Genomic DNA, 22290 nt, shown 5'->3' with positions numbered 1-22290 from the left:
GCGAATCACGTTTTGACTACTTATAGAGGTTTCTATACACTTCCCCAATGACAGCTAATTTTACTTTCAGTGGATCTAAACCTCTCATAACACATGCACAACTGGCAAAAAATCATTCGATTCATGCATTTTGAGTAATCAAACATCGTTCCCTCAAAAAAACAGAACATTTGTCCTTGTTATAAACTTATTGCTTTGTGTTATACAACCATTTAGGAAATATTTTTTTATTATCACTATGGTACGTGAAATTATATATATTCTTCAATATTCGACCACTGAACAATATAATATCTCTTAATTTATTAAACTCGTTTTCATTCCTCCATAAATTAAGAAAAGCCTAAACCCTTGTGTACCAACGGGTTTAAGCTTTTAATTTTATAGGAATACCTTTTGCAACAAGTTGCCATTAGAATAGTGTATCAGCAACTTGTAGCTATTACTATGAATGCTAGATTCCACAAAATTATTACAAGTTTTTTCACTTTATTATTTTGTTTATTCTATGCGTTTAAGATTTAAAACATGTTAATTAATTGACATGTTTTAAACATTGAACTTTAGGACAAGCTAATAGTAAAAAACTTAGATTAATTGAGGTGAATATAATGGATTGGTTTGATATTGGCAAACCCAGAAGTAAATTTGGTAAATTCCTAGATAAGCACCATTTAACTCAACAAGATATCGCTAAAGAGAGTGGCGTTAGTAGAGGAACCGTTAGTCGGTTGTGTAAAGGAAGTGCTTTTCATCCATCTCTAAAAAACGGTAACAAAATTATTAGAGCTTTAAAAAAGTTAACTAATAAAAATGTAGATCATCAAGATTTTTGGTTTTAATCAAAAAATATCATTCATCACAAAAGTTCTCATAAATACATTTTGTTTTACAGCATATTGCTCCAGCTTTGATTGTCTATAGTCTGATAATGTGAAAAAGATAATTACTGGAACAATAGCATTCTGTCTTTTATAGATATCTGTTATATGGCCATATAACTGTATTTTATGTTCGTTTGCTTTCATATGTTGCATACGATCTATTTCAACGAAATGGGGAACATTATCCTCAAAATACGTTGCGTCAGGAATAATCTGATACCGTTGACCATTGATTGAAAACTCGATAGGTCTTTCTGTTTTCCATTCTGGAAATCCAAGCCACATCCAACTCTCGTTTCGCATTAAAATGTGCTGTAATTGACTACTTTTCTTTACTTCTTTTGTAATACCTAATAAATCCCGTCCTTTTTTATTTAAATAATATACGTGTTCACGAGCCATTTTAGTAATGTGACAATACGGGTGCATATCCTTTAATACACGATTTGCATTTCGAATACTTCCTAGACAGTGGATGGCTTGCAATTGCCTCCTGGTTGCAAAATCCAACTTACTCAAAGTGGATAAAATCTCGATTTGTCTCGCTTTCTGTTTGAGTGTTTGATGCCTCATTTTGCTTCACCACCTTATATTGCTTCAGCAACTCCCACATGTCTGTATCCTTTAAAAAAGGTACCTGGATTTCTTCTGTACGATCTGTCTTAAATAATGCTCTTCCTGGAAGAGAAGGCAAATCCTCCAGACCTGGTTCATCCAATGCAACTTGGGAAGCAACCGCTGTTGGTAATCGAAAACCTAGCTTTGCATCAGCATTTTGTTTGATCTGTCTTGGCAATGTATCAGAGGTTGGATATTGAGTACAAAATATGAGCCGGAATCCTAAACCGCCTCCAATTCTTGCGATTTCAGATAACATCTCCTGGCACAAAAATAATACATCACGTTGTTTTTTAGGTAATCCTTGTGTAGGACAAAGGTTTGCTCCTTCATCTACTATGATGAAGCAACGTTCTCTAATCGATGTGTCTATGATATTGGTAAAATAGGACTTCTTCATCATTTCAATCTGTTTTACCATCTTTTCACGTACTCTCCCCAACATCTCTAACGCCTGTTCCGGGTTTTCAGCTACTTCTACAACTTGGGATAGCTCTTTGTAAGGACTAAATTCTAGTCCTTCTTTCAGATCAACAATAAAAAATTTCACGTGTTGAGATTGTTGTAAAATTAAACTAGTCATCACATTTTTTAAGAATACTGTCTTTCCAAAACGAGTCATTCCACTTACACACATATGCGGTGTTTTCTCGAAATCATGATATACGTATTTATCTAGCGCTTTCCCCATCATAACGCTCCATGTGTGCTTTTTTAACAGATCCTTAGACCAATTCCACATTTCAGGTATTTGTTGCTTAAATACGCGAATATGAAGCTCTCTTTGATGGAACGATATTTTAACAGGTTTGTATAGTCCTTCTTCTAATACTTCAACTAACTTCTTGATAAGTTGACTAGGTACGCCAAGTGGTAACTTGTAAACATAATTCATACTTATGTCATCTTCAATTTCTTTTATAAAAATGGGGTATTGTAATTCACCTTTATGTTGAACACATATCTTTGCAATTTCAAAAAACGTTGCAATTTTTTTCTTATCACTCATTCCGTTACTTTGATAAAAATAAGCTACAGTTATAAAGGTTGCTGGTATTAATAAAAGTGACAACATTCCCTCCATACCTCCTTAAGGTAGTTGAGCCTGTATGGAAGCTTAGAAACAAATGTTTAAGATGCGCTATTATAATCATTTTCAACTACCAGATATAATACTAACGTAGAAACACATCCAGTATATCCATTAGAACGTACCAAACACTCCCTATCAGCAAGCATTTAAGACCCGCATGTAGCAACCAATCTGGAAGGTAAAGACCTTTCTTTTTCAGCAATTTTATTCCTAAAACTGAAACTCCTGTCACGCCATAAACAATCCCTAGCTCTCCAATGATTGTCATGTTAATCCCATCCTTTTGGTTTAATGGACAAATTCCCCTTACGATCCCTGTAAAGTTGATATTCATCTAATAGCTCATTCCAAGACACAGTCTGTTCATCGCCATATAAATCCTCTTCAATTTTTTGGCTTAAATAATAATAACCTCGGTATTGTCGGTCCAGGTATACTTCATGGCGTAGCATGTGCTCTCGTATAGCACAAAGGTTATCATCCTTCTTGGTTCCTTTGTACATTTGTCTGAGCGTTTCTGAAGAGTAGAGATACGGAGTGCTGTATAACATTTGATATTGGCTCATATTTTCACCATCCATATAGATTTCTAGTTACACTAAATACATATGAGGATGATCCGAATTTTTGAAGTTGTACCTTAAAAAAGTACAAAAATACGCCTCCCCAATTTTGGGATGACGTTCAACAAAAATTTTAACTTATCCGAATCAACACTATAATGACAGCAGCTATTGGCATAAATCAATCTGGAATCTCTTGAACTACCCCCACTTTCACTCCGTTTAGAAGAGGGGGATTCCTAAGTAAAAAGTTCTATCGAACTCTAATTTATTAGGCTATCTCCACAGTCCTTGCGGTTAGAAGCCTTATCGCTTCATTCTTTAGATTGATACTTGCGTTAATATCTCTATCATGGTGTGTAAGACAAGAAGGGCAGTCCCATTTACGTAGGTTTAGATTTTTAACATCTTTGTTTTGATATCCACAACAAGAACATAATTGGCTTGAAGCAAATGTTTCCGATATGACAATGACTTGTTTACCATACCATTTTGCTTTATATTCCAACATAGTTCGAAACTGTGACCAGGATACCTCACTAATTGCTTTTGCTAGCCTATGATTCTTTAACATATTCGATACTTGCAAATCCTCTATACCGATAACATCGTGGTTTTTGATGATTTCAGTTGAGACTTTGTCCAAATAATCTTTTCTAGCATTTGCCATGTATTCATGAATTCTAGCTACCTTTACTCGCTGTTTATTCCAGCGAGAAGATCCTTTCGTTCTTCTAGAAAGAACACGCTGTGCTTTCACCAATTTCTCTTCTAATGATCGAAAAAACTTCGGGTTTTTATAGGTTGTTCCATCTGACAAAATGGCGAAATCTTTTAGTCCTACATCCATTCCAATGTAAGATTGTGTTTTCGGAAGTTCTTGCACTTCTGTTTCAACTAACAATGACACAAAGTATCTGCCAGAAGGGTTCCGTCTAACCGTAGCATTTAAAATACGTCCCTTTACTTCACGACTTTTGGCAAATCGAACAAGACCTAGTTTTGGCAATTTAATTTTGTTTCCTACAACGGCAATGTTTTCATTTGTTTGTTTTGTGGTATAAGATTGTACGTTGTTCTTCTTAGATTTGAAACGCGGGACACTGTTTTGTTTTTTGAAAAAGCGTGTATAAGCATCCGCAAGGTTGCGAACAGACGACTGAATAGCAATACTATCCACTTCCTTTAACCAAACAAACTCTTTCTTCATGGCAGGAAGTTTGGCAGAGCATGTACCATATGTCAAACCTTTCCCTGTCTCTTTGTATGCGTTATCCCATAGAGAGAGGAAATGATTGAATACAAAACGAGAACAGCCAATCGTTTTATTGATTAGGGTTGTTTGTGCTCTATTTGGATAGATACGAAATTTATATGCTTTATTGATCATCATTCATTTCACCTCCATTTCGATATGCGTCTATTATACAAGAAACATACATTCGATAGGTTGCGAAGTAACACTTTATGTATGTCGAACAATTAAGATGGCTTCCTACCATCCCTTGTCCGAAGTCAATTCATCTCCCACCTACTTACTTCGCGGTCCTTGAGGAAGGAGTCTTCTTGGCTAAAATGATAAAAATATTGCAGTAATATCTTTCTCTATATATTTTTTAGCATCTCATACAGGAGACATGTTTTGTAAAACGTAAAAATGATACTTTTATCCTCTGTCTAAAGAAAGACTTAATTCCTACAAGGATTTTCTTGTATCGTAAATTTATAATTAAAAATTAGTTAATAAAATCTAATATAAATATATATCTTATATATATTTAAAATATAAAGATAAAACTTATATAGGACTGGTAAATGTACGTATATCCTTACTGTAACAAAGGCCTGTAGCATCTCAGAGTGTAAAAAATCATAAATAGTAGAATCTAACAACGGAAAATTAGGTATTATTATGATTTAAAATCTACAAATAATCATAAATGAAATTTAGTGTTCCTACATAAAAAATGAAACAAATTGATACATTGTTAAACATATTTATTTAATCGTAGAATTCCATATAAATCCACTGAATCTCCACAATTTTATTATCTTTATCCACAAAAGATTCACATTATGTGTTAATTAATCAACATCATCCAAATCCATCACATAACTCACATTAATATTGATGATTTTTGATAGATAAAGGTGTATAAGCTATTTATATCAATGATAATTGCACTAAATTATTCACATTATGTGCTATTTATCTACTTATCCACGAAATTTAATTTTTTTCTTATGATTTCTTGTAGATATTTGAATGTATTTAGACAGCTCATAACGTGTTTATATGAAAGTATGTGTGGAAATTTAGATAGGTACCGTACTATTTTTGTATATGATTGCATAAAAAAAGACTCTATTATGAATAGAATCGAGTAAAGTTACTTATTGTGAAAAATGAGTAAAAGTCTTTTAAAGAAACGTATCAACACGAATAGCCCTCTATCTTGAATTTTTTCAAAAATAGAGAGCTGATTATGATTAGTTTGTTTTCATTGCTGTTAGTACTTGCTCAGCTGTTGTTACTGGGACACCAGCGCGTATTAACTGTTCAAAGGCACGCATAAATGTAATTAAATTGAAGCTATCTGGTACTTCAATAACGCGAAGCTTTTCTTTTGGTAATCTATCTATCTTTTCAATGAACAATTCACGAACATCACTTGGAATAAAGCGATCTTTATGTCCTCTTGCTTTTAAGAGTTCACGTATTTCTATTTCTAAAGCCATATAAGCGTTTAGGTTTGTACCTTGTTCATAGGCATACTTTCTAAATAACGTTTCTTCTTGATACTTTAGATAGTTGCGGTGATACGATTCCTCTGTAACAGGTACAGCAAATTTGTAGTTTAGTAATTCATACGTTTTGCGGAACAGCTTTTTGATGTTTCGAAGAGAGTACATAGAGAAATGCAATCCGAAATCAAATACAGCTTGTTCTTTTTGTTCTTTTGGAACATGTTGTGTAATAAGAGGATAAATACCTTCTTTAGCCGCTGTATCAAGAATTTGATATTGTGATGTTTGATTTAATAATTTTTTCAGTGTATATACTAACTTGCTTGGATATTCTTCATTACGATCTATCATGTCACGTAAGCTATGAATTACGCTTCGAATTTGTCGATGGCATGTATATTTAAGTACAGCAATAAATTTATTCATGTCTTGTGTAAACTCACCAATATTCATCTCTTGTAGCACGGATTCGATAAAACGAGCTTTACGAGCATAAGTAAGCTTTGGTGTGAATGGATCGCGATACTGTACTTCGCCTGTTTCTTTTGTACATAAGAAATCCGTATGTAAGGATAGATATAGAGTTGTATATCTTTTTTTATTCTTAGTCCCTTTTTGTAATTTACAAATTTTGAATAGTGGAGTCCCTGTACATGGTAATGCAGTCGTTAATTCTGTTATAACTGCGCGTATTTGATGTGGGTATTTTTTATGTAAAAAGCGGTACATCCCACCAAAATGAGTTCTATTCCCTCTTTCATCTTGTTTGTCTAAGGAACGTTTTAGTGTAGTTTCACTGTGCTGTTGCATAGCAATATCTAAGAATAGCTTCTTAGCTGCAACTGATAACTCAAAGAAAGCTTTCGTAAACACCACTGGGCTAATATAAACATATGCATTGGCCTTTTCAGTTTCTTCATTCATAAAATGAGTTAATTTAATTGTATATCGGCCATCTAATTCATTTTCAATCGTAATAATGTTATGTAGGTTTAATTTTTTTAATGAAATATAAAATTGAGAATGCTGTATGTAAGCAAATTCTTCTTTATATAGTTTGTAATCTTCCCACATCATATGTATTGTTACATTTGGAATGACTCCATTCGTGTAACATTTTTTATGTAGATATAAGAAGACTTCCAAATCTGCATTTGTAATGCCATATAATTTATGCTTTCTCCCCATTGTTTCCGAAATAGCAGATAGTGTACGACGTGAAAAAGATGGTTTAGCCTTTGCTACGAAGCCATCCACATCGGCAATACGCTCCTCATATGTCATATGATCAACAATATCCTCAAGGTATGTATCTTTATAGCTGTAGTATTTCTCTTCGAAAGTTTCAACAAGTTTTTGCCAAGACTTCAGTGTTACTAAAACTGCATTTGTAGATTGTCCATTTAGACTACGTTGATTACGAATAATAAATGATTTTCCCATCTTTTTCACCTCCTACCTATAAATTCAGAAATAAATGCCAAAACAATATAAAATATACCAGTTTTAATTATACCAAATCGGAATTTGCTGAAATACGTCCCTTTAAGAGGAAAAATAAAAAGATGAAACGTCCTTTAATCCCTTGTGTATCAAGGGGTTTCAGGATTTGTGTATTTTTTTTTATGGACATGATATAGCTATGAATTTTCATATTGGTAGAAAAGATGGAAAATAGAAAAAAAGCCTTGTAAACATGATTAAATCAACGGTTATATCGATTTTTTTAAAAATAAAAGGGACATCATATAGCTATGGATTTTCATGTTTATAGTTGTGAGATAAACAGATAAAACCCTTTAAATAGTGATGTTAATGGGTTTTATCTCTAATTTTATAGTTTCAAAAGGAACATGAAGTGGCTAGATAAGTTTTCATGTTTGGTTAAAAAAAGGGACATCATACAGCTATGGATTTTCATGTTGCATAAATACGTGAAAATAAGGTTATAAACGCGTAAAGCCTTAAGATGAAAAGGTTTATGGGATTTTCATCTAAAATAAAAGGGACATCATATAGCTATAAATTTTCATAACTAATAATATAGCGTAATAGAAAAGCTTATATATCAAGCTTTAAGCACTTTTATAAAAAAATTTCGAGTTAGTAAAAAGAGTTACATAATGTCATTTTTGTTTCATGTTTTGATGGAAAGGGGAATGATAAGACTATAAATTTTCATTTTTGATGAATTTGGGGTATTCGAAGTAAAGTGTATATTTTCATTTTTACATTTTGGGTTTTACTTCTCTTTTAAATATAAGAGCAACTTAGGGAGATAAATATGAATAATAGTACTGAAAATCTAATAGAAAAAGAGTTAATGAATGAAAGATAGGTTATTGTATAATTGCTATTTGGATTTTACAAATCGATTGAGTCTTGTATAATCAGTTACAGAGTGGGCTATGAGTATGCAAAATAGAGGCCTTAACATGTTAACAGCGAAACGAAAGAATGAAAATTCTGACTTTATTTCTAGTTTTATAAAAAGGAACATCATATAGCTAATTATTTTCAAATTAAGATCAATAATAACTAAATGTGTGTAAGGAGCCGAATTTATATGGAAGACGTTCTACAATTGTTTAGAGATGCACTATCAATAACAGAACAACTGTATAAACAAGATGAGCAATTGTGGCATAAATGGGTTTCCTATTATGTTGAGGTTGAAGCAGATCAAAGTAAAATTGTGACTTCAAAATACCTTTCTCCATCATTTTCAATGCTTGTACAGTGGATAGAACAACAACAAAGAAAAGGTATTTCTTCTCTAGATATATTTAAAAACATAGATGATTACAGATTAATCATTCATGAGACAATAGGTATCTTTATTGAACAAGAGTTTCGTAAAAATCAGACACCTAGTACTATAATGGATACAGCAACAAGTAAATCAGATGCAAACATATTGAATGAAAACTATTTAGAAGTAAATAACTCTGCTGTCTATTATAAGTTAAGAGATGGAATAGCTAAAAATCAATTTGAAGAAGATGAAAACACACGGTTAAAGTCATATCCTATTGAAACAAAGGATAGTAATGGAGTGGCCCAGCTTTCCTCTCATAAAGATGAAGATCTAAGGTTAACGAATATTGAAGAGACAGCAAGATGGAATACATTAGTAGATGGCGTAATGAGTAATATGGATGATTTAACTGCAGATTGTTTAGATACCATCACAATTCAATGGTTGAATGAAGCAAAATCGCCGGATGAATTTATTGATTTTTCATATGAACAAGTTTTAGAAATGTGCAGTATTTCAAAGGCTAAGGCAAATGGTGTCGAATATTATAGGGTAGAAGATAAAATTAAGGTAGCGAAGCGGATTGCAGCCCTAGCGAGTATTTTTATATATCTAAATGATGAAAATGAAGTAGTCGTATTAAATGATCGCGCTGAAACAGGTAAGCATTATGAAGTAAAACGCGAGGTAATTAAAAGACTATTTGTATTAGATTCCGTAGTTCTATGGAGAGATAAAAACACAAACGAATACATGGGGATAGAATCGTGCCGAATCAAACCGGGAAGTTTCTTATCCGGATATCTATATGGATCTAATAGTACTACCGCACTATTATCAAAGAAGGCACTTGAATATAATAGCTATAGACACAAATATCATAAAAGATTAATTCGGTATTTGACATGGCAATGGAGAATCCGTCAAATGTTTTCTAGCTTACAAAGACCTTATTCTATAGGTGGAGATAAAGGTTTGTTAGCAGTTATGGGTATAAACCAGAAACAAAAACCTAATCGTATCCGCGAACAATTAGAAAATGTTCTTAGTGATTTAGAAAAAGAAGAAGTAATTTCTCATTGGGAATATCATAATGGTTTAGAAGAAGAAAAACTGACAAAGAAGAATTGGTTTAAAAACTATTATTCACAGTTAGGAATAGTAATATTGCCACCAAAAGAATTAATTAGTTCAATGGAAAACTTAGCGAAAAAGAAAACAATTGATACAATACATGAGGAAAATCATCCAATAAAAATTGTAGAAAAACCATTAGATACGAATGAAAATGAACAACTAATCAGGGAGAAAATAGAGTTGATTCATATGAAAAAAAATATAACTATGCGAGAACTTTCAATAGAGATAGGTATATCACAGCCTACTCTTTCTAGATTCTATAATAAAAAAACAAAACGTCTCTCTGGTACTGCGAGAAGCAAATTAAATCAATGGTATAAACGACAGTTAATTATTGATAAGATGTAAGTTGAAAATTAAAGTCTAAAAAAAAGAGTCCTATTTCTAGGACTCTTTTTTTTAGAGTATTTACATACTAATTCCCCCCACTTCAGACAGTCCGTTAGGACGTTAAGTGGCGGGTAGTTCACGATGGATTTATAGCGTCATTCTCTTTATCCCCTCGAACTCGGTGTGAGCACACTCGACCTCGTCAAACGTTACAAAACTAAGAAAGTGTGGATGAACATAGAAACGAAGGTGGAGGCAGGTGCACCAAATGAAACCGTTCCCCGTGAAGAATTCGTGCAAATCGTAGCCCGCCAGGTTCGCGAGGTCAGGATGCTCGACTAATAGTCCGGAGTTCTTGTAGCCTGGACAACCTAGGGTATTTTCATTGTTGGGTGGTATTGACATCGTCGACTTTTGGGGAGATTTTGTGGGAGCAACCCACTCATCCGGCGTAGACGCTATCTCCCCCGTACATGGTTTCCCCTACCACAGAACGGAAAAATTACCGACGAGAACTACGAGCCCGACGTGACGAAATAAATGCTAGGACATGCATGAAGATATGTACATATTCATTATTGAAGTTATTAATAATAAAATGTATTATAGAAAAGCGCAATTTATAATTCAAGTAATTAGGACTATTCATTCAGAGTAAATTAAATATTCAGAAATAACACGATTATCTGAAAAAAGAGGTGAAATTAATAGAAACAGTACATATTTAATGGTATGGATCGTATAGTTTAAATGATTTTTATAAACACGGAGGTTTGAAAATGGGACAAGGAAGCAGGTTTCAAGAAAAACAACAAAATCGTCGTCAAAAGGGAATTTTTAATATCGCATTTAGTTTAGTATTAGTGACAGTTGGTCTAGTGACATATCAGTTGTTTTTCACTTCTGATACATCAAAGAAAGCAATTGCTCAAGAAAAGAAAGCAACAAAGATAGAAGAGAAGAAAAGTGAAGATAAAAAAGCAACAAAGATAGAAGAGAAGAAAAGTGAAGATAAAGAAGCAGCAAAGATAGAAGAGAAGAAGAGTGAAGATAAAGAAGTAGCAAAGATAGAAGAGAAGAAAAGTGAAGATAAAGAAGTAGCACAGTTAGAAGAGAAACAAAAAGTAGAAGAATCAGTAAAAACGAACGGAAATGAAAATAAAGAGGGAGAAAAAACGATACCTCAAGAAAAAGGTTCTCAAACCAATTCTTCTTGGAAGCCAATTGGTACAGAGCAAGGAGCAAAACCTGCAATGAAATTTGAAGAAGGAACAGTAGATTGGAATGAGATGAAAAAAGCAATTTCTTATGCTGTTGATGTTCCAGAGAGCCAATTGATTTTTGAATTCATTGGAAATAATGGTAATAATAAAGCCTACGGTAATGTACGAGATAAGCAAAGTAATAAAAAATATAAGGTTGATATTGATTGGGTAGAGGATCAGGGATGGAAACCTGCATCTGTTCAAGTGGTAAAATAAATGAGAGAAATGTAAACGTTCCCCTCTCTCGTTATGAGGGACTAAGCTATTAAGATAAACCTGGTTCTATATGATGTTTGACGTAAATGCTCAAAAAAGAGTCCGTATCACTCAGGACTCTTTTTGTTATGTTGACAGTATTAATTACCAAATAAACTTGCTGTATCAAGATCTTCATATTCATCATTCAAAACGTTTGTTTCAGATTTAGAAACATCTTCTTTTTTTACATCTTTATTATCGGATTGCTCTTCAGAAGTCTCAATTTTCTCATTAGGAGATTTTCTTTCATTATGGATGGTATGGATGGTATGGATGCTTGAGTCTTCATTTTCGATAATGAGATTTGAATCATTTAATATGACCCGTTTAATCTCATTTAAAAAATCTTTATCTTGAAGCAAGATTTCTCTTTGCATTTGTTGTTGAATCTTATAATCCCCAACATCTTGTAAGCCATGTTTATCAATAAAGTAACAGACAAGTTTATATAATGAATCTGCTATATTTCCTTGAGATTCAAACCATTTAAAGAATTCCTCGTTCTCAATTTTTTTGAGATTCCAAAAGAAAGATTCTCTTTTCTTGTCAGACATATTATCTCACCTTTTTTCGAGTAAGAATTTTCTTGATAACTTGCATCCCTCTAGCATTCATATCTACAGCATATTTTTCTGGAATCCATAATAAGTACATACCCACTCGCTCACAGTACTCTAATAATTGGTCATATAATTCATCTTTAAAAGTAACACTTCCCCCACCATATACACATAAAATTTCAGCTTCACTAGCTGTATTACTTACATATTTTTCACCTGTATCTTCTAAGATAAGTTCAGCCTGTTCCACTTTTGTGATATTAAAGTACCCAGTTGCTTCTTCATGATATTTATGGTCTGGATCTTGAAGGATTTGTGAGAATTGTTGGCGTTTAATGTTTGTTCCACGCTCTTGGTTTAATAGCTTAACAGCTTCTTCTGTAGCATGCCCAACTCCACGTCTTTCTCCACTACAAGCATCAATTACTGGATTTACGCCAACTGTGTATATATACTCAGTTGTTCCATCTCCAATGTCACTATGCAAGATTTTTTTGTTCTTAAAGAATGATTTTTTTACAGTCTCTACCTCAAGTTTGTCTTTATATAGTTTAATAAAATCACTAAACATATCTTCTTCGCCTTCAAGGATTGCATATAAAGGAGGAACACCTTCTTGAGTAATGCTTGCACTGTTAAATGCTAAGCTGACCGTTACTTGTTCTTCCCCTACATAAACAACTACAACATGATTTGAATTAGTAAAACGTTGCTCTAGGTGCTTAGCATTTACAGGTGTCCATTGGCTTGCTGGAATAGCTGAAATAAGATCAACAGTCACATTAATTGATTGTGGTAGTTGTTCAGTTCTTTCCCACTCAAGCTGAACTGATTTATTTGCAATTAGTCCTAGCATATTAATTAACGGTAAATCATCATTATATTTTTGGCCTACTTTAATGTTCATGTTTTTTGGGTTCTTCCCTGTTAGCATTGCTCGATTACCAATAAAATACATCCCGGATCTTCTAATTGATTTACTAGCAATATTTACAAACATGTTGTCTACTAAATTGATTACATTTTTTTGAGTGTTTGTTTCAGTTACATTGGGCATTGAGTAAACGCTTTGATATACGTTTTTCATTTTTATGTATTCACCATTGATGTAACCTTTAAAAGAATCGTTTCCAATATCGCCTTCAATGTCTATATGAAGATTATTCCCTTTTAAATCTGTCATTATACATCACCTCTATAATTTTTATTTCTTATTTATATTTATTAACTATATTATAACTTAAAATCAGAATAAAATCAAGGGTTTGAAAGGAATTAATATCAATAAAATATAAAATGAATATATTTTGGATATAATTAAAATATTCATAGGATTAATGTTATTTTATGAGTTGGTGTGTTAGGGATTCTATTCCAATGAAATATAAAATAAATATATAATAGATATTTATTTTATATTTCATTTCAGTGTATTGGATAGATTTACTTTTTAAAAGTTAATAGTATGTTTGGTACTTCATTTGTATAAGTCCTGGAGAAGTTTTCTATATTCGTTGATAGGATTCCTTTAAGGTATATTTAGAAATTAAAGTTAGACTTAAAAGTTTAAATTGTAATATTCTTAAGAGAATTTGATGTTTTAGAGGGTGTATCCGAATCCCCTAACAGCACAAACGTTATCGAAGTGTTATTTTAGTGTTTAACATTACATGAACGCTATCCGTTTTCATAGCGATTATCCCTTTAATATCAACGTTTATAAGTTTTTTGAGAGGGATGCGAATGATACAAACGATCTACTCATTCTATATTTGTAATAAATAAACATACTTTAAGGAACATCCCAAGAATCAATCTATAAATTAATATATCTATAACGACATATCAATGAAACCTGGAGAATATAGATCTGTGCTATAGCGACACATAAATTAGTTGCTAATATTAAAGTTGCATCATTATGTCTAAATCGTATCGTTATATAGGGCTAAGATATTCATTGCACACTTATTGAAAGCTATGCGTTCATGAGTCGTTATATCCATTAATATACGGTGCTAAGATATCTTTGCTTCGGGTGTATAATGTAACTTTGTTATGATATATTTTTAATTAACAGCATACGTTGTCATAGCGTTCTTGAACTACTCACCACTTAATGTTCTTATGGACTGTTTGAAGCGGGAGATTCCTACGATTAAGAGACGAATAGCTTCGTTTCTAAGATTTAGGTCCTGCGTTAACATCTTTATCGTGAAATGGGATACAAGAAGAGCAATCCCACTCACGAAGTTTTAGATTTTTAACGTCCTTATTTTGGTAACCACAACTTGCTTCCCGTATCAGTTTGCCTTTTTAGTTGGGTGAGCTCTGCAGAGCAAGAATTATAAGTTAATCCTTTTCCTGTTTCTTTGTAGGTGTCATTTCATAGAGCAAGTAAACTAATTTAGGGCGTTTTGCTTTCTTTGATCCATGTATATAATGTGAGTTCACAGTTTACATAATAAAGTTTGGTATTGCTCTCTAGGTCTAGAGTAATAACTGATAGGCCGCTTAAGTTGTAGTGTTCAGAAAGTAATAATGAAAGCATCGATTAGAGTGAGTATTTTGTATATGATCCAACTCAATTATTTAAGTTGAAATTCATTTTTAGCAAATAAAGTAGTTGGATTTGAAAGTTTAATACTTTCAAGAGAATTTGATGTTTTAGAGAATGTATCTGAATTCCCTACCGTATAAACGTTATCGAAGTGTTATTTTAGTGTTTAACATTACGTGAACGCTATCCGTTTTTGTAGCGACTATCCTTTTAATATCAACGTTTATGAGTTTTTTGAGAGAAATGCGACTGATACTAAGGTAGTTTATAAAGTTTGATAAAAGATGTACAAGTTGATGATCAAGAAGGCTTTGTTTGTGAAATTTAGGAGGACATTATTTTGACCTTGTAGTTTTATTTAAATGATACAAATGAGTTTATCATTCTATATTTGTAATAAATAAGCATAATTTAAGGAACATCCCGAGAATTAATCAACAAATTAATATAGTTATGACGGCATATCAATGAAGTCTGGATAAGATAGATCTGAGCTATAACTACATATATATTAGTTGCTAAAATTAAAGCTGGATCATTATATATAAGGTTAAAAGATTCATTGCAACATATACTGAACGCTATAATAACGATCAGTACTTAATGACAACCAAATTTTAATATAGTAAACGCTCTTCAACATATCTTAGCTCTTTGTAAAACTAGTGTTACAAAGAGCTATCTTAATAATAAAATATAGAAGATAATCTTTTAAGTATTAAATATATAATTTCATTACAACAAGATTAAAAAAATATAGTATGAGTGCTTGCAAAGCGTTAAATTAACGCTTTGCAAAACGTGAACGCTATGCGTTCATAAGCTATTAAATCCATTACCATAAGTTGTTAAGATATCCTTGCTTGGGTTGTATAATGTAAATTTATTAATAGCGTTCATAAAGCTCAATTATTTAGCGATAATGAAAGCTTTAATTAGTAACATTATTGTATGCTAATCGAATGTCGCACTTAATATGGAAGACACGACCTGGTAAAAATATTAAAGAAGACTTGCAAAAACATGGAGTTTCCTATGAAGATTTATTAAAATGTTGGGAAATTATAGAACCTAGTCAATCTTCCCTAAAAATCGATAAAAAAATTTGCTGATTTCTGCAAAGTATGATGAATATGTTGATATTAACGATACTGAGAATATTTGGAATTCACAGGAAAGGCAAAAGAGATATGTATATAATTGTGATCACGCTGAAATTTCCTTAAAACGCAATAAAATTGCAACCGATACTTCAAATTTCATACAAGATCGAATTAAAATTTGAGTTGAGGAACAACTATATAGAATTTAAGTATATACACACTGGAATTTAGCATGAACGCTAGGCGTTCATGGCGCGTTCGGCCTTTTAATATCAAGGGATTAAGATGTTTTTGATTCGTTTGAATTTAGAAAAGTATTTTGGATAAGGATGATAAAAGACAGGAATTCTTGAGGTTTTTTCAATTAATAATATTATAAATTAAATCACTTTACCTTCTCTTCAATGTACAAAGACGGTATGTATGAAGCTAAGTAAAAATGTATAGCTATATGAACGTTTGATGAGTGTTAGTTAGATGTATATTATAAAAAAATGTTTTACTTTCAAAGTTAAATGGCTATTAAAAAAAGATATAAGAGGAACTCCTTTTGAAAAATGTACACTCAGCATTGTGAAGATGAGTTAAAAAAATAAAAAAAGCGGTAATTACCGCTTTTTTTATTTTTTTACTAATTCGGATATGTATTTGATAGAAAATGCATATCCGAATTAGTTTCGATTGAACAAACGTTGAATGAACGTTTTCTTAGTGTTATCTTGTTGCTCTTGGCGATCTTCATTTAACAATTGAATTGTTTTATCCAGTTTTTCTTGTAGTAACTGAATTTGTAAATCTTTTTCTTCCTTTTCTGAGCGTTCCTGTAATAGTAAATTAATAATATCTTGGTTTTGTTGTACAATTTTTTCTTGTTGGTTAAACATATAGGAAAACTTATCTTGAATTATTGAAATATCCGTTTGTGAACGTTTCTGAAGTGTTACTTCAGTATCAGGTTCTTCTTGAACGCTATCCGTTTTTTTGGCGTTTTCTTCGACTATATCCATGCTTCGTGTAGCGGCCTCTTCTAATTTCCAGTTTTGATTTAGGTATTCCTTCATTTGTTTTAAAATATCTATATCATTTTCATAATAAATTCGTTGGTTACGTTCATTTCTTTCAAATATGTACTCCATTTTTTCTAGTTCAATTGACCATCTACGAAGTGTATTAGTGTTAATATCTAGTTGCTTTGCTACTTCTTGTGCAAAATATCCATATTCCAAACTTCACACCTCCATTATTTGTGTGTTAGATATTCTTTCTTTATTAGGAGGATCATTCCTCTAAAAATAGAAATCTTTATAGGGCTACAAGGTAAGATTTTTAATTACTTTCAAAAGGTTTCCTGTGCAGATACTTGTGTATTAGATTAGTCTATGTATCTAGTATTGAGGTTAATTAAATTATAAACGCTATCCGTTTTCATAACGTTCACCTTTGAAAACAAGAAAATATTTATTAGATTATACAATAATTAAAGAATTACTTGAAATTTTATTATTAGAAGTTTGTTTCCAATATAAGAATTTTACTAGATATATGTGCAAGAATCAAAGCTTTCATTAATAGAATTAGTATCTAGTTAATATTCTTTTAATTTAAAATACATGAAAAGTTAATAAGGAAATCTATTTGAATGCTATCCGTTTACGTAGCGTTTTACTAGTGAATAATAATTCTCGATTTAAAAGGTACGTATTATTTAAATCTTGAATAATTATTTTGAGTTTCTTATATATAACAATTATAAGTCCTTTATTGAGGGTCAAAAGGGATAATTCTAGATATTACTAGTAATATTCCTGGCTCCTAAAACGGCTTAATCTTCGCCAAGAATGGCTTATGGGGGTGTCTTAGACTTTTACAAAATCTGCCGGGCATTAGAGGTGTTTAGTCTTAGATCGAAATGATTTTACAAATCCCTATTTAGGAGTTCACATTTATTAGTATGGACCATCTTTTCAGAATGCATTCAATTGCTAATGATATTAGAAGTGGGGGAAGAAGGGGAGCATATTAATGTGCTTAATTTGAAACAAATAGAATTTCATCAGATTTTAGGGAAGCCAATAATAGGAATCTACATAATTATTTATATGTTTTGCAAGTTTAATCGGATTCCCTAAAATTAGACAATACAGAAAGATTTTCAGAATGCTATATTAAATAAATCTTGTTTTAATAAGTATAACCAATAAAAACATTAGAATAAATTATGATGCCTTTAAACATACTCTGGCAAGGTATTCAGGATTTTCTCTTAGTAAATTTCAAATTAAATTTGATAGTAAATGACGAATTATCCATAAATAAATTACGGTTAATCGTATACGTAAATTGTACGGGACTTCATAGAAAGATTCTATAAAATGATTTGTATTTTGAAGTTTCTTGTGTCGAAAAATAACAAGTTTATGACCTTTTATAAGAGGATATGACAAATAGCCTTGCTATATTTGATTTTTTTAAGCAAGGCTACATACTAGTATAATTTTTAAAATTTAATTATTCTCTTCTAAGAAATTATAGAAAAGAAATTTTCTTTTTTTATTTGTACCATGTAGGGAATTCTTTTCTATTGCGTTATGATTTCTTCGTTCCCAATTTTGTTTTGATTTTTGTCCAAACATTTTTATAAAATGTGCGGGATTACTATTTTGAGCTTCATTGTATTGGAACCATTGCACACATTCTTCAAAATCCCATCTAGCATAGCGGTCGATATAAGGTGGCATCCTTAAAGCAATTGTGTATGCATCCTTTTCACTAAGATGATTTAGTTCTTGACTTAAAATGTAGTAGTAAGCCTTTCTCTGATCCTCACTTAAATATTCTTCTAAATCTTGTAATCTGTTATTCTTTTCTTTTAATTCACAATCCGTATTTGATTTCGCTTGTTTGTTTGCGCTGAAAATATCTACAGAATTAGACGAGACTGGTATATCATTCTTTATATCTTTGTGATTGGCTACAACAGTTTTCTTAAAGAGTTTTTCACTTAGAAAATCAGTGAAAGTAGAGCACACATCAATTGCTACAGCCCATTTTATCTTGAAGTATTCAATAATTTTTAAATAGTTGTTATGTATGGATAAAATGTAAATTGAAGGGGCAATCTTACCATGTCTTCGTACTTTAATTTGTTGGCATACTCCCAGATCTTGCAGCCATGTTAACACGTAGTTAATGAGAGGTTTTGAAATACCTGATTTTTTGCTGATATGATCTTGCTTTACTTGGGAATATCCTTCTTGTACTAGGTATGATAAAACTGTTTCTAAAGCTTCATACTTACGTTTGGTGAGGTAATCCTTTGTAGTAACACCCTCATATTCTAGGACAACATTATCAATATAAGTAATAACTTTCTTAATTGATTGATTAATAGCCCCAGTTTTCTTTGATAAGTGATTGATGTGGGGACTTAGTTCCGCTTTTGCTCGACTGAGCAAAAAGTTGTGCAATAACACAGAAAAAACCTCCTATATTTCCCACCGCAAATAAACAGGAAAAACAGGGGTTTTATATTCACATTGTATATGCATTATGATATAATTTTAATATCAAGTATGATATTATAGAAAAACACATATATTTATAGTGTGAATTAAAACCCTATCTTAGGAGTTTTTAATTGGTTCCGGTCGCCAAACTAGAAGCCAATTAAAAACTGGACGGTGGGGTTTTATTTTTTGTTTTCTAAAAAACTTTCGTGCATAGATAAGTTATTTGTATTTTACAATTGTATGTGAATAATATCAACACCCTAAGTTCATATTTTTTGCAATTAATAAACAGAAAATTCTGTTAATATTTGAGCAAACACTTGTTTTTGGGTAATGTGGTATAATTTTCTTGATTATATGTACGTTTCTGAATGTTCGTGAAAAAAGACGAGGTGAAAATACATGAAGAAATTAGCCAAAGAAATTGATGATTATTTATCATCTAAAAATAGGACATATACTGATCTTTCAAAAGAAATTGGGGTTGCTAAATCTACAATTTCTAATTGGATTAATAAGGACAAAGAAATATCTGTATATACTTTTTCGAAAATTGCTTATGTCATTTTTGCATATGATAAAGATAAACAAGAACAAAAAATAATTGATTATTTAGGTACGTTAGACGATAGATTAAACATAAATGTGAAGGTTGCATTTGCACTTGCTCATTTGAACGATCACATAGTATTAATGGAATATCTCTCTAAAATATGTGAAGAGAGCAAGGATTTAGAAATGAGACGGTTTGCAAATATTTTTAATTTATATATCGACCGCTTGAAAGGGGGAAATGTCAGAAAAGTGTACTTGGATGTCCAAAAAGCTAGAAATTCAAATGCGGATGTAGAAATTTTTTGTGATATTCTGAGTATGTTAATTCTTTGTGATTTAGGGGATTTTGGACTAATGGAAGGTTATAAGTCGAGAGTTGAGAATAATATAATGGATGATAAATTAGTAACCAATATTTATTTAAAGAGTTTATACGGATTTTGGGTAAAAGAACTATGGAGTTATTCAATATTAAGGAAAAATAATTCTTTACAATTTGTAAGAGAAAATGGAGAATTAAGAACACATAAGGATATAAATTTCTTCCCTGTCATGGAAGCTTTGTTGAATATTAGGAGTGGAGAAAACCTCATGTTTTCTGATTATAAGAAATCTTTGTATTTCTTTCGAGAAGCGTTAAATGTATTGAAGGGTGCTAAAGGTAGTTTGAAATACAATATAGCTCTAAATGATATTAACTTCATTAGAATCTTTTGGTGGAAAGATTTAAATAAAATAGATTTTGATAAATTACATCCGGCTGAGTATGCTTTATTTTTAATCAAAAAAGGAAAATATCAACAAGCAATAAATATACTAGAAGAAATTAGATTAAAAAAGAACATGTTAACGCCACTTCAAACATGTTATCTAGGAATGGCTAAAAAAGATATACATTTAATTGAGCAATCTATAGATATGTTTAAAGCAAATAATGATTTTTTGTACGTGAAATTTGCTGAAGTAATATATAACGAATATTCGGAAATTATAATATAGTTGTCAAGGGATGGTGAGGAAATGGTGAAAAAGTTATACGTATTAATAGTAGCCGCTATACTGTTATTACCCGTAGTGAATAGTTCACTAGGTAAAATGGAAACACAACAGTACTCCCAACAAGCTAAAGATTCTGGGAAACAGTATAAGCTTTATAGAATGATGGTTGATCCTGGTGGAGGTGGATGATTTTTCTGTTTATTATTAAACTTTATATTTTTACAAAAGACATCGTTTTGAACGGTGTCTTTTGTGATTTTATAAACTGTTTTATAAATATCTACATGTGGAATTATGAAACTTTTGTGTTACTTTTCACAATGTAAAAATAAAAAATGGAGGGGCAGCAATGGGGAGAATAGGATTAAGTGTAAATGAAATAGTAGAGATTGTAAAAACGATTGATTTACAAACTTTTAGTGAAATTATGGAGTTATGTGCGAGTTACGAACAAGAGGAATAGGAGAGCCTCTGGAATGAGGTTCTCCTATTCTTCTTGTTCAACTTGCTTTTTTAATTGGCTAGCATATTTTAATAATTCTTCTTCAATACGAGGTTTATGTTTATCTGGTACACTCATGTATCGTTCATAGAGTAGTCTGGCTAAACGTTCAACTGGATCTTCGCCTCTAATACTTTTTAAGAGGTCTTCATCCGGAATTTCATTTTTTAATAAAGAAGGGACACTGACATTTAAATAATTAGCAATTTCCTCTAATTTATTTAAGCGTGGTGTTTTTTCTCCAGTTTCCCAGCTAGATACAGTTCTATATGTAGCATTTAAATCTTCAGCCATTTCTTTTCGGCTTACTCCTTTTATAGCTCTTAATTTTTTTATGTTTTTCCCTACAATATTTTCATCGATTGTCATTTTAATTATCACTCCAATTTCGCATAGTAAGATAGTTTTTGGAAAATACACTAAAAGTGTGTTAAATATGAACTTTAAGTGTTGACTTTAGGCTCAAAGACGAATAAACTGTAAATAAGGGGGTGAGACATTTGACAGTTTTAAGAGAATTTCGTGAATTAAAAGGTTATACAATTAATGAGGTTTCCAAAGGTTCAAAAATCCCAGTTAGCACTTTATATGATGTTGAATCGGGTAGAAAAGGTTTAATTTCTAGTCGGGCAAAAAGTATTTCGGATTTTTTTGGAGAACCAGTTGAAAACCTTTTTTTTGCAACATATTATCGAGCAAAGTTGGAATGAATTATTTTCATAAAAAATAATTATACATTTATATTGTAAATGAACAATCTATAAAAGGTACAATTTTGTAGTTATTTTTTTGAAAAATAAAGTCCGAATATTCAATTTTAATATCTGATCTTTGAAAACTGCATA

The 22290-nt window shown here is 31.5% G+C and carries 17 protein-coding genes and 1 pseudogene; 6 read left to right on the top strand and 12 right to left on the bottom strand.

All coding sequences use genetic code 11. The features are described from left to right. The first annotated feature begins 611 nt into the window (after nucleotides 1-611). Entirely contained in the window at nucleotides 612-842 is a 231-nt protein-coding gene (locus MKX77_RS29310) for a helix-turn-helix transcriptional regulator (protein WP_340780614.1), read from the top strand. On the opposite strand, the gene MKX77_RS29305 is transcribed toward MKX77_RS29310, so the two are convergent. The 6 genes from MKX77_RS29305 to MKX77_RS29280 all read right to left on the bottom strand — a co-directional run bounded on the left by MKX77_RS29305 (nucleotide 843) and on the right by MKX77_RS29280 (nucleotide 7349). Then, the gene (locus MKX77_RS29305; RefSeq protein ID WP_340780613.1) at nucleotides 843-1457 is read right to left on the bottom strand and encodes a replication-relaxation family protein; all 615 of its coding nucleotides are present in this window, start codon (nucleotides 1455-1457) and stop codon (nucleotides 843-845) included. Continuing rightward, nucleotides 1396-2577, bottom strand: a complete 1182-nt coding sequence (locus tag MKX77_RS29300; protein ID WP_340805008.1) for an FtsK/SpoIIIE domain-containing protein — start codon at nucleotides 2575-2577, stop codon at nucleotides 1396-1398. The genes MKX77_RS29305 and MKX77_RS29300 overlap by 62 nt, the downstream gene beginning before the upstream one ends. Before the next feature lie 100 nt (nucleotides 2578-2677). After that, on the bottom strand, nucleotides 2678-2863 hold the full coding sequence (locus tag MKX77_RS29295; RefSeq protein ID WP_340780611.1) for a hypothetical protein: 186 nt from the start codon (nucleotides 2861-2863) through the stop codon (nucleotides 2678-2680). A 1-nt stretch (nucleotide 2864) separates the two neighbouring features. Further along, complete coding sequence (locus tag MKX77_RS29290) at nucleotides 2865-3161, bottom strand: hypothetical protein (RefSeq protein ID WP_340780610.1); 297 nt, start codon at nucleotides 3159-3161, stop codon at nucleotides 2865-2867. Nucleotides 3162-3429: 268 nt separating this feature from the next. Then, entirely contained in the window at nucleotides 3430-4551 is a 1122-nt protein-coding gene (gene tnpB, locus MKX77_RS29285; protein WP_341308589.1) for an IS200/IS605 family element RNA-guided endonuclease TnpB, read from the bottom strand. Between the two features lie 1097 nt (nucleotides 4552-5648). Further along, nucleotides 5649-7349: a hypothetical protein gene (locus tag MKX77_RS29280; RefSeq protein WP_341308588.1), complete on the bottom strand. Its 1701-nt coding sequence runs from the start codon at nucleotides 7347-7349 to the stop codon at nucleotides 5649-5651. 1123 nt (nucleotides 7350-8472) lie between these two features. On the opposite strand from MKX77_RS29280, the gene MKX77_RS29275 reads away from it, so the two are divergent. Both MKX77_RS29275 and MKX77_RS29270 read left to right on the top strand, forming a co-directional pair. Continuing rightward, nucleotides 8473-10152 carry a helix-turn-helix domain-containing protein gene (locus MKX77_RS29275; RefSeq protein WP_341308587.1) on the top strand — a complete coding sequence of 560 codons (1680 nt, stop codon included), beginning with the start codon at nucleotides 8473-8475 and terminating at the stop codon, nucleotides 10150-10152. Between the two features lie 761 nt (nucleotides 10153-10913). Then, a complete protein-coding gene (locus tag MKX77_RS29270; RefSeq protein WP_341308586.1) occupies nucleotides 10914-11615 on the top strand; it encodes a YrrS family protein in 702 nt (233 codons plus the stop codon). 140 nt (nucleotides 11616-11755) lie between these two features. On the opposite strand, the gene MKX77_RS29265 is transcribed toward MKX77_RS29270, so the two are convergent. The 5 genes and pseudogenes from MKX77_RS29265 to MKX77_RS29245 form a co-directional block, all read right to left on the bottom strand. Beyond that, nucleotides 11756-12211 (bottom strand): hypothetical protein, encoded by a 456-nt coding sequence (locus MKX77_RS29265; RefSeq protein WP_341308585.1) that lies wholly within the window; start codon nucleotides 12209-12211, stop codon nucleotides 11756-11758. Nucleotide 12212: 1 nt separating this feature from the next. After that, entirely contained in the window at nucleotides 12213-13400 is a 1188-nt protein-coding gene (locus MKX77_RS29260) for a ParM/StbA family protein (protein ID WP_341308584.1), read from the bottom strand. Between the two features lie 922 nt (nucleotides 13401-14322). After that, nucleotides 14323-14506, bottom strand: a pseudogene (locus tag MKX77_RS29255) (hypothetical protein); the annotation flags it as partial. Between the two features lie 2045 nt (nucleotides 14507-16551). Next, the gene (locus tag MKX77_RS29250; RefSeq protein WP_340805020.1) at nucleotides 16552-17106 is read right to left on the bottom strand and encodes a MerR family transcriptional regulator; all 555 of its coding nucleotides are present in this window, start codon (nucleotides 17104-17106) and stop codon (nucleotides 16552-16554) included. A 1278-nt stretch (nucleotides 17107-18384) separates the two neighbouring features. Further along, nucleotides 18385-19353, bottom strand: a complete 969-nt coding sequence (locus MKX77_RS29245; protein WP_340805022.1) for a Replicase RepFR55 — start codon at nucleotides 19351-19353, stop codon at nucleotides 18385-18387. Nucleotides 19354-19791: 438 nt separating this feature from the next. Here MKX77_RS29245 and MKX77_RS29240 point away from each other — a divergent pair, with 438 nt between their 5' ends. Both MKX77_RS29240 and MKX77_RS29235 read left to right on the top strand, forming a co-directional pair. Beyond that, nucleotides 19792-20943 (top strand): AimR family lysis-lysogeny pheromone receptor, encoded by a 1152-nt coding sequence (locus tag MKX77_RS29240; RefSeq protein ID WP_341308583.1) that lies wholly within the window; start codon nucleotides 19792-19794, stop codon nucleotides 20941-20943. Between the two features lie 21 nt (nucleotides 20944-20964). Further along, on the top strand, nucleotides 20965-21132 hold the full coding sequence (locus MKX77_RS29235) for a hypothetical protein (protein WP_341308582.1): 168 nt from the start codon (nucleotides 20965-20967) through the stop codon (nucleotides 21130-21132). A 298-nt stretch (nucleotides 21133-21430) separates the two neighbouring features. On the opposite strand, the gene MKX77_RS29230 is transcribed toward MKX77_RS29235, so the two are convergent. Further along, nucleotides 21431-21814: a helix-turn-helix domain-containing protein gene (locus MKX77_RS29230; protein ID WP_340780600.1), complete on the bottom strand. Its 384-nt coding sequence runs from the start codon at nucleotides 21812-21814 to the stop codon at nucleotides 21431-21433. A 131-nt stretch (nucleotides 21815-21945) separates the two neighbouring features. On the opposite strand from MKX77_RS29230, the gene MKX77_RS29225 reads away from it, so the two are divergent. Next, nucleotides 21946-22155: a helix-turn-helix domain-containing protein gene (locus tag MKX77_RS29225; protein ID WP_340780599.1), complete on the top strand. Its 210-nt coding sequence runs from the start codon at nucleotides 21946-21948 to the stop codon at nucleotides 22153-22155. Nucleotides 22156-22290 lie beyond the last annotated feature (135 nt).

The sequence above is a fragment of the Bacillus sp. FSL R9-9410 genome (assembly GCF_038050385.1).
GTDB classification, from domain to species: Bacteria; Bacillota; Bacilli; order Bacillales; family Bacillaceae_G; genus Bacillus_A; species Bacillus_A cereus_U.
Note: the sequence above shows the minus strand (reverse complement) of the source record. Positions and strands in the feature narration are given on the sequence as shown.

What these genes read in the sequence shown, in the direction of transcription:
- MKX77_RS29280 (WP_341308588.1), bottom strand. Translation starts at nt 7,349, where the DNA reads ATGGGAAAATCATTTATTATTCGTAATCAACGTAGTCTAAATGGACAA.
- MKX77_RS29295 (WP_340780611.1), bottom strand. Translation starts at nt 2,863, where the DNA reads ATGACAATCATTGGAGAGCTAGGGATTGTTTATGGCGTGACAGGAGTT.
- tnpB (WP_341308589.1), bottom strand. Translation starts at nt 4,551, where the DNA reads ATGATGATCAATAAAGCATATAAATTTCGTATCTATCCAAATAGAGCA.
- MKX77_RS29300 (WP_340805008.1), bottom strand. Translation starts at nt 2,577, where the DNA reads ATGTTGTCACTTTTATTAATACCAGCAACCTTTATAACTGTAGCTTAT.
- MKX77_RS29290 (WP_340780610.1), bottom strand. Translation starts at nt 3,161, where the DNA reads ATGAGCCAATATCAAATGTTATACAGCACTCCGTATCTCTACTCTTCA.
- MKX77_RS29230 (WP_340780600.1), bottom strand. Translation starts at nt 21,814, where the DNA reads ATGACAATCGATGAAAATATTGTAGGGAAAAACATAAAAAAATTAAGA.
- MKX77_RS29275 (WP_341308587.1), top strand. Translation starts at nt 8,473, where the DNA reads ATGGAAGACGTTCTACAATTGTTTAGAGATGCACTATCAATAACAGAA.
- MKX77_RS29270 (WP_341308586.1), top strand. Translation starts at nt 10,914, where the DNA reads ATGGGACAAGGAAGCAGGTTTCAAGAAAAACAACAAAATCGTCGTCAA.
- MKX77_RS29265 (WP_341308585.1), bottom strand. Translation starts at nt 12,211, where the DNA reads ATGTCTGACAAGAAAAGAGAATCTTTCTTTTGGAATCTCAAAAAAATT.
- MKX77_RS29235 (WP_341308582.1), top strand. Translation starts at nt 20,965, where the DNA reads ATGGTGAAAAAGTTATACGTATTAATAGTAGCCGCTATACTGTTATTA.
- MKX77_RS29240 (WP_341308583.1), top strand. Translation starts at nt 19,792, where the DNA reads ATGAAGAAATTAGCCAAAGAAATTGATGATTATTTATCATCTAAAAAT.
- MKX77_RS29260 (WP_341308584.1), bottom strand. Translation starts at nt 13,400, where the DNA reads ATGACAGATTTAAAAGGGAATAATCTTCATATAGACATTGAAGGCGAT.
- MKX77_RS29305 (WP_340780613.1), bottom strand. Translation starts at nt 1,457, where the DNA reads ATGAGGCATCAAACACTCAAACAGAAAGCGAGACAAATCGAGATTTTA.
- MKX77_RS29310 (WP_340780614.1), top strand. Translation starts at nt 612, where the DNA reads ATGGATTGGTTTGATATTGGCAAACCCAGAAGTAAATTTGGTAAATTC.